At 73.9% G+C, this 13,494-nt stretch carries 11 protein-coding genes and 2 tRNA genes; 3 read left to right on the top strand and 10 right to left on the bottom strand.

The window, feature by feature from the left end:
• Nucleotides 1-53: 53 nt before the first annotated feature.
• The 3 genes from EIZ62_RS16655 to EIZ62_RS16645 form a co-directional block, all read right to left on the bottom strand.
• On the bottom strand, nucleotides 54-719 hold the full coding sequence (locus tag EIZ62_RS16655) for a hypothetical protein (RefSeq protein ID WP_156693456.1): 666 nt from the start codon (nucleotides 717-719) through the stop codon (nucleotides 54-56).
• A gap of 180 nt (nucleotides 720-899) precedes the next feature.
• Nucleotides 900-972 (bottom strand) — tRNA-Arg (locus tag EIZ62_RS16650).
• A gap of 280 nt (nucleotides 973-1,252) precedes the next feature.
• Nucleotides 1,253-1,346: transfer RNA gene (locus tag EIZ62_RS16645), tRNA-Ser, on the bottom strand.
• Between the two features lie 249 nt (nucleotides 1,347-1,595).
• Here EIZ62_RS16645 and EIZ62_RS16640 point away from each other — a divergent pair.
• Nucleotides 1,596-2,039 carry an SSI family serine proteinase inhibitor gene (locus EIZ62_RS16640; protein ID WP_156693455.1) on the top strand — a complete coding sequence of 148 codons (444 nt, stop codon included), beginning with the start codon at nucleotides 1,596-1,598 and terminating at the stop codon, nucleotides 2,037-2,039.
• An 87-nt stretch (nucleotides 2,040-2,126) separates the two neighbouring features.
• Nucleotides 2,127-5,849 (top strand): PAS domain-containing protein, encoded by a 3,723-nt coding sequence (locus EIZ62_RS16635; RefSeq protein WP_156693454.1) that lies wholly within the window; start codon nucleotides 2,127-2,129, stop codon nucleotides 5,847-5,849.
• 42 nt (nucleotides 5,850-5,891) lie between these two features.
• Here the strand turns inward: EIZ62_RS16635 and EIZ62_RS16630 are convergent, their stop codons facing one another.
• The 6 genes from EIZ62_RS16630 to EIZ62_RS16605 form a co-directional block, all read right to left on the bottom strand.
• A complete protein-coding gene (locus EIZ62_RS16630) occupies nucleotides 5,892-7,541 on the bottom strand; it encodes a long-chain fatty acid--CoA ligase (RefSeq protein WP_156693453.1) in 1,650 nt (549 codons plus the stop codon).
• A gap of 120 nt (nucleotides 7,542-7,661) precedes the next feature.
• Nucleotides 7,662-8,207, bottom strand: coding sequence for a SigE family RNA polymerase sigma factor (locus EIZ62_RS16625; RefSeq protein ID WP_156693452.1), 546 nt, complete (start codon nucleotides 8,205-8,207; stop codon nucleotides 7,662-7,664).
• Between the two features lie 201 nt (nucleotides 8,208-8,408).
• Nucleotides 8,409-9,584 carry a lipid-transfer protein gene (locus tag EIZ62_RS16620; RefSeq protein ID WP_156693451.1) on the bottom strand — a complete coding sequence of 392 codons (1,176 nt, stop codon included), beginning with the start codon at nucleotides 9,582-9,584 and terminating at the stop codon, nucleotides 8,409-8,411.
• Nucleotides 9,581-10,030, bottom strand: a complete 450-nt coding sequence (locus tag EIZ62_RS16615; RefSeq protein WP_156693450.1) for a MaoC family dehydratase — start codon at nucleotides 10,028-10,030, stop codon at nucleotides 9,581-9,583. Before EIZ62_RS16615 ends, EIZ62_RS16620 begins: the two co-directional genes overlap by 4 nt.
• Nucleotides 10,030-10,947, bottom strand: a complete 918-nt coding sequence (locus EIZ62_RS16610; protein ID WP_156693449.1) for a bifunctional MaoC family dehydratase N-terminal/OB-fold nucleic acid binding domain-containing protein — start codon at nucleotides 10,945-10,947, stop codon at nucleotides 10,030-10,032. Before EIZ62_RS16610 ends, EIZ62_RS16615 begins: the two co-directional genes overlap by 1 nt.
• A gap of 190 nt (nucleotides 10,948-11,137) precedes the next feature.
• Nucleotides 11,138-11,443 carry a hypothetical protein gene (locus tag EIZ62_RS16605; protein ID WP_156693448.1) on the bottom strand — a complete coding sequence of 102 codons (306 nt, stop codon included), beginning with the start codon at nucleotides 11,441-11,443 and terminating at the stop codon, nucleotides 11,138-11,140.
• Between the two features lie 331 nt (nucleotides 11,444-11,774).
• Here EIZ62_RS16605 and EIZ62_RS16600 point away from each other — a divergent pair, with 331 nt between their 5' ends.
• On the top strand, nucleotides 11,775-12,656 hold the full coding sequence (locus tag EIZ62_RS16600) for a bifunctional DNA primase/polymerase (RefSeq protein ID WP_156693447.1): 882 nt from the start codon (nucleotides 11,775-11,777) through the stop codon (nucleotides 12,654-12,656).
• Here EIZ62_RS16600 and EIZ62_RS16595 read toward each other — a convergent pair.
• Nucleotides 12,616-13,248: a LysE family transporter gene (locus tag EIZ62_RS16595; RefSeq protein WP_156693446.1), complete on the bottom strand. Its 633-nt coding sequence runs from the start codon at nucleotides 13,246-13,248 to the stop codon at nucleotides 12,616-12,618. The two genes, EIZ62_RS16600 and EIZ62_RS16595, sit on opposite strands and share 41 nt — an antisense overlap.
• Between the last annotated feature and the right edge of the window lie 246 nt (nucleotides 13,249-13,494).

Below are 13,494 nucleotides of genomic sequence, written 5' to 3'. Positions count from 1 at the left end.
GGGGCCACGTCCTGCGTCCTGCGCCCTGGCCGGAGCCGTGGAGGCTCCGCGGATCACGCGTCGGGGTTGATGCCCTGCGCGGTCTTCTTCAGCCGGTCGATCTGGAGCTTCGCGAGGGCGTTGTAGTCCGGCTTGGCCACGAAGGTGCCGTCGCCGTTCACCACGGCGACGACGCTGCCGATCCGCATCATGACGATGGTCTCGCCGTCGGCGTCCTCGAAGGCCTCGGTCTCCTCGGCGCCCGCCTCGATCTTGACCAGCTTCGCCTTCTGCCCGTCCTTCTCGGCCTTGCCTCGCTCCTCGGCGACCACGGCCTTGTAGGTGGCCCTGGCGTCGTCCGGGCTCTGGAAGGCCATGATGCCGAAGACGACCTCACCGTTGTAGTCGGAGCTGCTGCCGCTGCCGCTGCTGCCGCTGTCGTCCGTGTCGAAGTCGGTGTAGCCCATGCTGAGCAGCCCGCCGCAGTTGGCCTCGGTCGATTCGCTGCACGCCTCGACGGCCTCGTCGCCGACCTCGACGTCGATGTCGTCGCCCTGGAAGCCCTTCGGTGCGCTCGCCTTGCTGGGGAGGGCGGTGCGGACCATGTCCGGCGTCAGTGTGACCGGCGGCTTGTCACCGTCCCCGCGGAAGGCGTCCAGACCGTCGTCCGAACCACCACACGCCGTCAGTACAGCCATCAGCGCCACTCCGGCCGCGATCCCCCGTGCTGCCTTGCTCAACGTCAACCCCTCGTCACTCTTGCCCGTTTGACGTGGACACTCAAGCGCATAAGGCATGGGCACATCAAATGCGTCTCGCCCGTTGCCGCACACCCCGACAGCCCGCCCGACGCCCCGCCCCGACAACGGACCCCGACAACGCGAGAGGCCCCGGATTTCTCCGGGGCCTCTCGCTTGCTGTGCACTCGGCAGGATTCGAACCTGCAACCTTCTGATCCGTAGTCAGATGCTCTATCCGTTAAGCTACGAGTGCTTGTGCTTCCCGGGCTTTTCTGCCCGGTCGGCGTTGCGGGAACAACATTACATGACCTGCGCCGTGACGCGAAATCCATTAGCCACACCCCCTCTGACCTGCACAAACGCCCTTGGCGGGGCTGTCGGGCGGTCGGCGGGCGCCGGGGCGGGGGCCGGGCCTGAGGCCGAGCTGGGGCCGGGCGGCGGTCCCCCGGACGGGCGAAAAGGGTTCGGGACCGGCCGAAGCGGTTCGGGAACGACCGAAGCCCCGGCCGTGGGGCCGGGGCTTCGGGTGGTGCTGGCGGAGGCGGAGGGATTTGAACCCTCGATGGGCTTTAAGACCCAAACCGCATTAGCAGTGCGGCGCCATAGACCGGACTAGGCGACGCCTCCAGCTTTTGCCCGCACCCGCGCAGGCGCGAGTGGTGCGTGCAGATGATGACACAGTCCAAGGGGGTGTCACCAATCGATGCCCACGGTACTAGGCGGGCGGGGCCCAGGGCAAAGGCGATCCCTCGTCCGACCGGGGCTCGTCCGACCGGGGCGGCGGTGTCCGGCTTGCGCAACGCGCCGGGGACTGGAGCGTTAGTGGGGTGAGGGATGCCGGGCATCCCGACGGTTCCGCACCCCCCAGGAGTTCGTATGCTGCGCCGCCTCGTCCTCACCTCCGCCGCCTCCCTCGCCGCCCTCGGTGCCGCCGCGCCCGCCGCCGTGGCCCTCGGGCCGCTGCCGCTGCCGCTGCTCGCGGGCACCGACAGCCTGACCGTCACCGTGAAGCACTCGGGCAACCCGATGGCGGACGGCACCTTCGAGCTGAAGTGCGGCCTGCGGACCGCCGAGGGCAACCACCCGCGGGTGCAGGGCGCGTGCGACCGGCTCGACGAGCTGGCCGAGCAGGGCAAGGACCCGTTCGCCCCCGTGGCCAAGGACCAGATGTGCACCCAGCAGCACGGCGGGGACGCCACCGCCCACATCACCGGCACCTGGCAGGGGCAGGACGTCGACGCCCACTTCACGCGCACCAACGGCTGCGAGATCGCCAGGTGGGACGACCTGAAGCCGGTGCTGCCGATGGCCAGGTCGTAGAGGAACCGGCACACAACCGCCGTCGGGCCCACACCACCTGCCTTTAGACTCCCTCCAGTGACAGGCCGAGTGGGAGGAAGCGTCGTCGTGAGCAGCAGGCCATCCCGAGGCGCTGCTCGCCTCGCAGCGATACTCGACGCGCTGCCGGACGGGCTCGTACTCGTCAATTGCAACGGCACGGTCGTCAACGCCAACACCATCGCCCTCGAGATGTTCGAGGCTCCCGGTACGGCGCTGGTCGGGCGCGGGCTGCTCGATCTGCTGCCCGCGTTCGACTCCCGGCTGATCCCCGGCTCGATGCGCCGCCCCGAGGCGGCCGACGAGCGCGGCCGGACCAAACCGGCCCGGATGGTCGCGCGCCGCACCGACGGCAGCGAGTTCCCGGTCGAGGTGACCAGCGCCGGCCTGGAGGACGGACGCGAGGCGTACGACTCGTACGGCAGCGCCTACACCGGCGACGAGCTGCTGATGCTCGTCGTGCGCGACCTGTCCGGGACCATCGACACCGAGGCCGAGCTGGCGCGCTCCCAGCGGCAGACCGAGATGATCCTGCGCGCCGCCTCCGAGGGCGTCGTCGGCACGGACACCGACGGGCGGATCGTGCTGGTCAACCCGGCCGCCGCCCAGATACTGGGGTGGCGCGCCAGCGACCTGGGCGGCAAGGAACTCCACGGCCTGATGCTGCACTCCCGGGCCGACGGGGAGCCCTTCCCGTTCGACGAGTCGCCGCTCGCCGACACCCTCCGCTCCGGGCGCAAGCACCGGGTGCGCGGACAGGTGGTGTGGGCAAAGGACGGTTCGCCGGTGCCGGTCGACCTGACGACCGCGCCGGTACGGGACGGGGACCAGCTGGTCGGCGCGGTGATGACGTTCACCGACCGGCGCCCGTACGAGGAGCAGGAGACCCGGCACGCGGCCGAGGTCGCCGCGCTCACCGAGCGGCACACGGCCGAGGTCGCCGAACTGACCGAGCGGCACGCCACCGGGATGGCCGACCTCAGCGAACGGCTCTCCGTCGAGATCGAGCGCCACGAGGAGCGGTACGCGGCCCTGGCGGCCCGGCACGACCAGCTGACCGCCGTGCTCGGCGAGTCGCTGCGCGGCCCGCTGGTGGAGCTGCGCCGCGAGCTGGGCACGCTGGCCGCCGACCCGGCCGGCCAGCTGTGGCCCGAGGCCAACCAGGTGCTGCACCACCTGGCCGCCGGGTACGCCCGGATGACGACGCTCGTCGACAACGTGCTGGGCTACCAGCGCCTCGACGTCGGCCAGGAGTCGCTGGACAAGACGAAGGTGCTGCTCGACGCGGTCGTCGCCGCCGGTGTCGAGGGCGCGGTGGAGCTGATCGGCCCCGGGCGCGTCCAGTTCGCGGTGCACGCCCCGCCGATCGAGGCCGAGGTGGATGGGGTCCGGATCTCGACCGCGCTCGCCCATCTGATCGCGGACGTCGCCGGCGTCGACTCGACCGGCAAGGCCCGGCTCGTCCCGGGCGGCGGGTACGTCGACTCGACGATCGTCGTCGCGGCGGCGCAGCGCGGTGACGTCGTACGCATCGAGGTGCGCGGACCGTACGCGGGCGGCGACCCGGTCCACGAGCCGATCGTGCGCGGGATCGTCCGGGCACACTCCGGGGTGCTCCAGACGCACGAGGTGCCGGGCATGCCGGGCAGCGCGTACGTGCTGGAGGTACCGCTGGGCGAGGGCGCCGGGACGGTCCGGCCGACCGCGGTGGACGGTCCGGTGGACGGTCCGGCGGACGGTCCGGCGGACGCTTCGGTGGACGGCACGGCTGATGCTTCGGTGGACGGCACGGCTGATGCTTCGGCGCCCGGCCCGGTGGACGGCTCGGTGGGGGACTCCGTCGCCGGTGCCCCGGCTGCCGTGGTGCCCGCCCAGGCGTCGGGCGACGCCCCCGGCGGCGGGCGCCGGCGGGCGCGGCGCGCCTCGACGGACGCGTTCCTGGCGCCCGGTACGAGCCCGGTCCAGGCCGAGGACCCGGTGGCGGCGAAGCCGACCGGGCGGCGGCGCGGGCGGCCGAGCCCCGCGGAGATCGATGCGGCCGCTCCCGGGCTCCCGGCCGGAGTTCCGGCCGAAGGCGCCGTCGTCACGGCCGCCGAGAGCGCGCAGGGCCGCGCCGCGCTGGGTGAGACGGTGCCGCCGCAGGGCGTGCCCGCGGACGCGGTGCCCGTTCCGGCCGCCGGGCGGCGGGCGCGGCGCGGCGACGAGGGCGCCCTCCCGGCGCTTCCCGCGGCCGCCCCTCAGACCCCGGCCACGGCCGCGGCCACCGAACCGGCGGGCGGGCGGCGGGCGCGGCGCGCCCTCGGACCGGCACAGGACCGGACCGCGCAGGACCGGACCGCGCAGGCGCCCGAGGGGGGCGCCCGTACCGCGTTCGCGCTCCCGCCGGCGGAGGCGGACCGACGTCCGGACGTGCGCCACGACCCGGTGCGCACCGAGCCGGACGCCGACCACACGCCGTCGCAGCCGCACCCGGTGACGCCCGCGCCGGCGCCCACCGCGATGCCCACGCCCGCGCCCGCCGCATCGGCACCCGCCGCATCAGCACCCGCCGCCGCTGCCGTCGCCGCCGGGCCCGCCCCGACCGGGCGCCGGCGGGCGGCCCAGGAGACGACCACCGGCACCGGGATCGGGAACGGCACCGGGACGGGGAACGGGACCGGTTCCGTACCGCTTCCGCCGGAGGTGCCGTCCGGTGACGACACGTCGGGGGGCGGCTCGACGCAGGGGCGGGCGTTCAGCGTGCGCACCCTGGGCCAGGGCGTGCCGTTCGCGCAGCAGATCGCCCAGCAGCAGTCCTCCGGGTCGGGGCGGCGGCGCAAGCTGGCCACGCCTCCGGCGGAGGGCGACCGGCCGGCGGCCGCCGCGCCGGAACCGGCCGCGCGCCCGCACCCCCAGCAGGCGGCCCCGACGCCCACCCCGCCACGGCTGTCCGCCCAGGCCGAGGGCCGGGCGTACGAGATAGGGGCACCGGACGAGGACGCGGCCGAGGGCCCGGAGCCGCTGGACGGGCCGGGTGGCGCCGTCGAGGTGGCCAACGAGCCCGCCCCGCTGCCCGTCGACGACGAGCTGCCCCCGGAGCCGCTGGACAACCCGCGCCGGCTGCTGGTGTGGCCCGCGCCGGACGTCTCCACGCAGACGGCGCTGAGCGAACGCGGCTACCGGCCCGTCATCGTGCACTCCCGCGAGGAGGTCGACGCCCAGATCGCCGCGTTCCCGGCGGCGCTGTTCGTCGACCCGCTGACCGGGCCGATCACGCGCACGGCGCTCCAGTCGCTGCGCCAGGCGGCGGTGGCGGCCGAGGTGCCGGTGCTGCTGGCGGCGGGTCTCGGTCAGGCGACCCGGGAGGCGGCGTACGGCGCCGACCCGGCCGTACTGCTCAAGGCGCTGGCCCCGCGCGACAGTGAGCAGCACCCGTCGCGCGTGCTGCTCATCGAGGAGCAGGAGGAGATCGCGCTGGCGCTGACGGCGACGCTGGAGCGGCGCGGGATGCAGGTGGCGCGGGCGGCGACGGACAGCGAGGCCGTGACGCTGGCAGCGCAGATGCGGCCGAACCTGGTGGTGATGGACCTGATGCAGGTGCGCCGCCGGCGGGCCGGGATCATCGACTGGCTGCGGGCGAACGGGCAGTTGAACCGTACGCCGCTCGTCGTCTACACGTCGGCGGGCCTCCAGCAGGCGGAGCTGCCGAAGCTGTCGTCGGGCGAGACGGTGCTGTTCCTGGCGGAGCGGTCGACGAGCGCCGAGGTGCAGTCGCGGATCGTGGACCTGCTGGCGAAGATCGGCACGAACTGACACGACAGGGGCGCCCCCGGAGGAGGCGCCCCTGTCACGTGGTCAGAGTTGTGTGACGTCCAGCTCGCCGTTCGCGTACTGCCTGCGGATCACCTTCTTGTCGAACTTCCCCACGCTCGTCTTCGGCACCGCCGGGACGATCGCCCAGCGCTCGGGCAGCTGCCACTTGGCGATCGAGCCGGCGAGGAAGGCGCGCAGCTCCTCGTACCCGGCGGTGGCGCCCTCCTTGAGGACGACCGTCGCCAGGGGCCGTTCGCCCCACTTGTCGTCCGGTACGGCGACGACCGCCGCCTCCGCGACGTCCGGGTGGGCCATCAGCGCGTTCTCCAGCTCGACCGAGGAGATCCACTCGCCGCCCGACTTGATGACGTCCTTCGCCCGGTCGGTGAGGGTGAGGTAGCCGTCCGGGCTGATGACGCCGACGTCACCGGTCTTCAGCCAGCCGTCCGGGGTGAACTTGTCCTCGGGTCGCAGGGGTTCGCCGTCCGCGCCGCCGTAGTACGCGCCCGCGATCCACGGGCCGCGCACCTCCAGCTCGCCCGCCGACTCGCCGTCCCAGGGCAGGATGTCGCCGCCGGGGCCGGCCAGGCGTCCCTCGACGCCGGCGGGGAAGCGGCCCTGGGTGATGCGGTACGGCCACTCCTCCTCGGCGGACAGGCCGGCCGGCGGGTTGGACATCGTGCCGAGCGGGGACGTCTCGGTCATGCCCCAGGCGTGGCAGAGGCGGACGCCGAGCTTGTCGTACGCCTCCATCAGCGACGGCGGGCAGGCGGCCCCGCCGATGGTGACGCTGGCCATGGACGACAGGTCGCGCGGGTTCGCGGTGACCTCGGCGAGGAGGCCCTGCCAGATGGTGGGCACGGCGGCCGCGTGCGTGGGCCTCTCGCGCTCGATCATGTCGGCGAGCGGGGCGGGCTGGAGGAAACGGTCCGGCATCAGCATGTTGACGCCGGTCATGAAGGTGGCGTGGGGCAGGCCCCAGGCGTTCACGTGGAACTGGGGCACGACGACCAGGGTCGTGTCCTTGTCCGTCAACCCCATCGACTGGGCCATGTTGACCTGCATGGAGTGCAGGTAGATGGAGCGGTGGGAGTAGACGACGCCCTTGGGGTCACCGGTGGTGCCGGAGGTGTAGCACATGGCGGCGGCGGCGCGTTCGTCCAGCTCGGGCCAGTCGTACGTGGCCGGACGGCCGGCGATGAGCTCCTCGTACTCGTGGACGGTGGGCGCGGCTCCGTCGAGGAGGGCGCGGTCGCCCGGACCGGAGACCACGATGTGCTCGAGGGTCGGCAGGTGCGGGAGGAGCGGGGCGAGCAGCGGGAGGAGGCTGCCGTTGACCAGGACGACCCGGTCGGCGGCGTGGTTGACGATCCACACCAGCTGCTCGGCCGGCAGGCGCAGGTTCAGGGTGTGCAGGACGGCGCCCATGGCGGGGATCGCCAGGTAGGCCTCGACGTGCTCGGCGTTGTTCCACATGAGCGTGGCGACCCGCTCGTCCCCGGTGACGCCCAGCTCGTCGCGGAGGGCGTTCGCCAGCTGGGTGGCCCGTACGCCGGTCTCCGCGAAGCTGCGGCGGTGCGGGGCGTCGGCGTCACCCGTCCAGGTGGTGATCTGTGATGTCCCGTGGATCGTCATCCCGTGGCGGAGGATGCGGGTCACAGTCAGTGGTACGTCCTGCATGGTGCTCAGCACGGCGTCCTCCCGGGGGCGCTGCGTGGAGATACGGGTGTGCAGATTCTGCGCACATACCACGCGGTATGTCACTACCCGGGAGTAGATCGGCTGCCGGTCGGGGCGCCTTCAGCACAGCGGCTACCGCACCGGAGCCAGCTCCGGGTCCTCGCGGAGCTTGCCGAGCGCACGCGAGACGGCGCTCTTGACGGTGCCGACGGAGACCCCGAGGACCTCCGCCGTCTGGGCCTCGCTGAGGTCCTCGTAGTACCGGAGCACGACCATGGCCCGCTGGCGGTCCGGCAGCCTCGTCACCGCGCGCCACATCGCGTCGCGCAGCACCTGCTGTTCGGCCGGGTCGGGCTCGGGCAGCCCGGCGGGCTCGGGCAGCTCGTCGCACGCGAACTCGTCGACCTTGCGCTTGCGCCACTGCGACGTGCGGGTGTTCATCAGGGCGCGGCGCACGTATCCGTCGAGCGCGCGGTGGTCCTCTATGCGTTCCCAGGCGACGTACGTCTTGGCGAGGGCGGTCTGGAGCAGGTCCTCGGCGTCGCACGGGTTGGCGGTCAGCGACCTGGCGGTGCGCAGCAGCAGGGGCCCCCGGGCCCGTACGTACGAGGAGAACGACGGGTATCCGGTGGCGGCTGTGGAGGCCCCGGTGCAGACGGTGCCGGCGGTCGCGGTCATACGTCCACGCTAGGAGCGGGGGCCGTGCGGGTAATCGCCCAGAGGTGCCGAACCGGTGTCCGCCTCAGGTTGTAGGGCCGCGACCCGATGCACCTCCTGGAGGTGGAGGAAACGGTGCGGGCGGCTCAGGGTCCGGCGGGGCCGGGATGCGGTGGAGGGCCGGGCCCGGGGGCGGGGGAGGGCCGGGGCAAGGGGTGGTGGTCAGCGGGCGGCCTCCGGGACGCCGAGCACCAGACCGGACGTGGGTACGCCGGTTCCCGCCGTGACCAGGACCGCCGCCGCGCCCGGGACCTGGTTCACCGACGTGCCGCGCACCTGGCGGACGGCTTCCGCGATGCCGTTCATGCCATGCAGGTACGCCTCGCCGAGTTGCCCTCCGTGCGTGTTGAGGGGGAGCGCGTCGGCGGCGACGAAGCCCGCGGCCTCGCCGGGGGCGCAGAACCCGTACTCCTCCAGCTGCATGAGCACGAAGGGGGTGAAGTGGTCGTAGAGGATGCCGACGTCGATGTCGGCGGGGCGCAGGCCCGAGGTGCGCCACAGCTGGCGGGCGACGACCCCCGCCTCGGGCAGGCCGGTGAGGTCGTGGCGGTAGAAGTTGGTCATCGCCTCCTGGGCCCGCCCCGCCCCCTGCGCGGCTGCGACGATCACGGCGGGCGGCCGGCGCAGGTGGCGGGCGCGCTCGGTGGACGTGACGACGAGCGCCTGGCCGCCGTCCGTCTCCTGGCAGCAGTCGAGGAGGCGCAGCGGCTCGACGATCCGGCGGGAGGCGGCGTGGTCGGCGAGGGTGATGGGCCGGCCGTAGAAGTGGGCGGCCGGGTTGCGGGCGGCGTGGCGGCGGTCGGTGACCGCGACGTGGCCGAACGCCTCGGGGGTGAGGCCGTAGGTGTGGAGGTAGCGCTGGGCGGCCATCGCGACCCAGGACGCGGGGGTGAGCAGCCCGAACGGCAGCTGCCAGCCGAGCGCGGCGCCCTCGGCGGTCGGTTCGCGGTGCTGGACGCCCGCGCCGAAGCGGCGGCCGGAGCGCTCGTTGAAGGCGCGGTAGCAGACGACGACGTCCGCGACGCCGGTGGCGACGGCGAGGGCTGCCTGCTGGACGGTGGCACAGGCGGCGCCTCCGCCGTAGTGGACGCGGGAGAAGAACGACAGCTCCCCGATGCCGGCCGCCTGGGCGACGGTGATCTCGGGACTGGTGTCCATGGTGAAGGTGACCAGGCCGTCGACGTCGGCGGGGGTGAGCCCGGCGTCGTCGAGCGCGGCGCGCACGGCCTCGACGGCGAGGGTGAGTTCGCTGCGGCCGGAGTCCTTGGAGAACTCGGTGGCGCCGATTCCCACGACGGCCGCCCGCCCCCGGAGCGCGTCGGCCCTGCGTACGCTCATGTCGCCGTCTCCTGCGGTGTGGTGGCGGGCACCGTGACCGTGCCGGGCTCCGTGTCGGCGTCCGGCTCGGGTGCCGTGACCGTGACCGTGCCGGTGACGTGGGTGCCGAGCCGGTTCGCGCCGGTCACCCGGACGGTGACCGTGTCGCCGTCGACGGCGGTGACCGTGCCGGTGAGGGTCATCGTGTCGCCGGGGTGGTTGGGGGCGCCGAGCCGGATGGCGAGCTTGCGGAGGCGGGCGCGGGGGCCGAAGTGGTCGGTGACGTACCGGCCGACGAGACCGTTCGTCGTCAGGATGTTCATGAAGATGTCGGGGGAGCCCTTCTCCCTGGCGAGCTCCGCGTCGTGGTGCACGTCCTGGTAGTCGCGGGAGGCGATGGCGCCCGCGACGACGAGCGTGCGCGTGACCGGGACGCTCAGCGGCGGCAGTTCGTCCCCGGGTGCCATCAGGCACCGCCCCGGGCGCCGGCTTCGAAACCGGCTTCGGCCCGGAAGAAGGGGAGTTCGAGGTCCTCGTCGACGCGCAGGAACTCCAGCCGTACGGGCATGCCGATGCGCACCTCGTCGTACGGCACCCCGGTGATGCCGCTGACCATGCGCACGCCCTCCGCCAGTTCGACGAGACCGACCGCGTAGGGCGGGTCGAAGGCCGGGAAGGGCGGGTGGTGCATGACGACGTACGAGTGGACCGTCCCCTCGCCGCCCGCCTCCACGGTGTCCCACGTCGGCGCGCCGCAGGTGTCGCACCCGGGCAGCCAGGGGAAGCGGAGCGTGCCGCAGCCGGTGCACCGCTGGATCAGCAGCCGGTGGGCGGCGACGCCGTCCCAGAACCCGGCGTTGTCCCGGTTGATCACGGGGCGGGGCCGCGAGTGCTTCCGGCGGGGCGCGGCCGGCGCGTACTTGAGGATGCGGAAGCGGTGGGTGCCGGCGAGGACCCCGTCCGCCCGTACGTCGGTGCGCGTGGTGACGAAGTGGCCCGCGCCCAGCTTGGTGGTCTTGCGCGGGGACACGGACTCGATCACCGCGTCGAAGGTGACGGCGTCCCCGGGGCGGAGGTCGCGCAGGTACTCCTGCTCGCAGTCGGTGGCGACCACGGCCGTGAATCCGGCGCCGTCGAGGAGCGCGAACAGCTCGTCGTACGCGCCGGACCGGCTGGTGTGGCCGGACAGGCCGCCCATGGTCCACACCTGGAGCATCGTGGGCGGGGCGATGGCGCCGGGTCCGGTGTACGCGGGGTTGGTGTCGCCCATGGCCTCGCACCAGTGCCTGATCATGGGCGCGTTGACCGGGTCTTTGCCGGCCCCGCCGGTGGCGGCCGCCCGCCCCTCGTACGCCTTCAGCCGCTCGTACAGCTCGTCCGTCACAGTTTCTGACTGTCCGTCAGGTCGCGTGTCGGTGTCAAGACGCGGAACGGCCTGTGCGGCGGTACCGGAGTACCGCCGCACGGGCCGCCCTTCACCTCGCCCCCATCCCGATCCCCAACCCCCCGACCCCACCCCCCACCCCCCTGCCCCCCCTGCCAGCCCCCGCCCCCTGAGCCCCCTCCGGGCTGGCCTACCAGAGGTGGGTGAAGTCCACCGTCGGGGTGCTCTGGCCGACGACGGTGAAGCCCGGACCGTTCACGCTCGTGGTGTTGCTCTGGTTCGACGCGCCACCGCCGTTGGCGACCTGCTGGCCGGTCGTGGAGTTGCCCGCGTTGCTCCCGCCGACGCCACTTCCGCTGACCGAGGCGGCGGACGCGCTGGATCCGTCGCTCGCGAGGCCTCCCGTGTCGGCGTGCGCCACTCCCGCGAAGAGACCGGCGGCGAGGGGCAGTGCGGCGACTGCGGCGATGACGCGAGCGGTACGGATGCTTGCCATGTGTGTCCTCCAGGAACCACGTGCGTGAGTAGGTGAGCAACTACGGCTTGTTCCCGAGTGGTTGGCCGACCGCTCCGGGCGAGTTCACGACGTCGCGGTTGAAGAGTTGCCCACCGGAATCCCGGCGAATCCGTCCGGAGCGCCACTTCCCCCGCAAGCGTGAGGACACGTCGATAAACCCCCTCCCCGTCCTCGAACCCGCAGCTCACAGCCCGATGACCGCCACGGCGAGCACCGGATCCCGCTCCCGCCGGGCGGGGAAACGTTCAGGCACATTTCCGGCCGAATCCCACCCCTTCCCTTATTCGAACGTACGCCCGAACATGGAGTCATGGCCGCTACCGACCGGCGTACCGCCACCCTGGCCCTGGCCCACGCGCTCACCGCCGCCGAGCGGGGGCTGCCCGTCTTCCCCCTGTCGCCGACCAAGCTCCCCGCCCTGCCCTCGCCCCACCGGGGCGCCCCCGCACCGGTCCACTGCCGCGGCGAGTGCGGCCGCCCCGGGCACGGCGTGCACGACGCGACCGCCGACCCCGCCGCCGTACGCGCGCTATTCGCCCTCGCGCCCTGGGCGACCGGCTACGGCATCGCGTGCGGGCGGCCGCCCCACCACCTGATCGGGGTCGACCTCGACACCGAGCCGGCCGTCCTTTGGCGCCTCGCCCGGCAGCACGGCTTCACCGTCCCGGCGACCGTCACCGTCCTGACCCCCAGCGGCGGCCGCCACCTCTGGCTGACCGGCCCGCCCGGCACCGCCGTCCCGAACTCGGCCGGACGGCTCGCCCCCGGCGTCGACATCCGGGGCGCGGGGGGCTACCTGGCCGGCCCCGGCTCGGTCACCGCCCGCGGCGCGTACCGACTGGCTCCCGGCACCGCGCACCTGCCCCCGGCGCCCTGCCCACCGGCCCTGCTGCGCCTGCTGGTCCCGCCACCGCCACCGCCACCACCGGCACCAGCGCCACCGGGGCGGGGCGCCCCGGCCGGCCAGGGCCTGGTCGGCTTCGTGCGCGCCGCCCGCGAGGGGCAGCGCAACGCCCGGCTCTTCTGGGCGGCCTGCCGGGCGTACGAGAGCGGCATCGGCGACGCCCTCGCGGACGCCCTCACCGACGCCGCCGTACGCACCGGCCTCACCACCCACGAGGCGCGCGCCACCCTCGCCTCCGCGGCCCGCCTCACGGCGCCGAGAGGAGCAGATGCCCCGCCAGCGCGGTGATCAACGCACTCGACACCAGGGCAGTGACGAGGCGGCCTCGCCGGCCCGTCAGCGCCCTGCCGAGCAGCGCGCCCCCGCCGGCGAGCAGCAACTGCCAGCTGGCCGACGCGAGGAAGGCGGCGAGGACGAACGCGCCCTGCTCCAGCGGGGCGGGCGCCGCCGCGCCACGGCCGCCGATCACCAGGGCGGCGAAGTAGATCACGGTCATGGGGTTCAGCACCGTGATGCCGAGGAAGGTGACGTACGCCCGCAGGGGCCCGACGGGCGCGTCGCCGTCCCGGGCGGCCGTCCGCCGCTCCCGGTACCGGCGGACCGCCACGGCCGCGCCGTGCCCGGCGAGCAGCACCAGCACCAGGGCCGACGCCCATCGCAGGGGCACCACGAACGGCTCCACCAGGGGCGCCAGCGCCGACCCTCCGACGGCGGCGACCAGCGCGTACAGCCCGTCGGCGGTCGCCACTCCGAGCGCGGCGCCCGCGCCGACCCTCAGGGACGTCCGCGCGGTGAGCGCCACCAGGTACGCCCCGACGGCGCCCACGGGAACGGCGATCCCGTACCCGGCGAGCGCCCCCGCGACCAGCGCGCCGATCATGACCGCGGGTGCGCCGGCTCCCGCCAGGGCCCGCACTGCTGTCGCCCGTGCACCGGGATCACGGCGACGGTGGACGACAGGGCACGGGTGGAAGAGTTCATGGCGAGATGCTGACGCCGCGCGGCCCGCACGGGCAACGCATTTTCAGCCCGCGCAACCGCACCACCGCGCCACCGCGCCACCGCGCGCCCACGGCCCTGCCGCTACGCGCTGTCGAGCACGCTGCCGACGAAGCTGGCCACGCGG

The organism is Streptomyces ficellus (genome assembly GCF_009739905.1).
Classification (GTDB): domain Bacteria; phylum Actinomycetota; class Actinomycetes; order Streptomycetales; family Streptomycetaceae; genus Streptomyces; species Streptomyces ficellus_A.
This window is presented reverse-complemented; position numbering and strand designations above follow the sequence as displayed.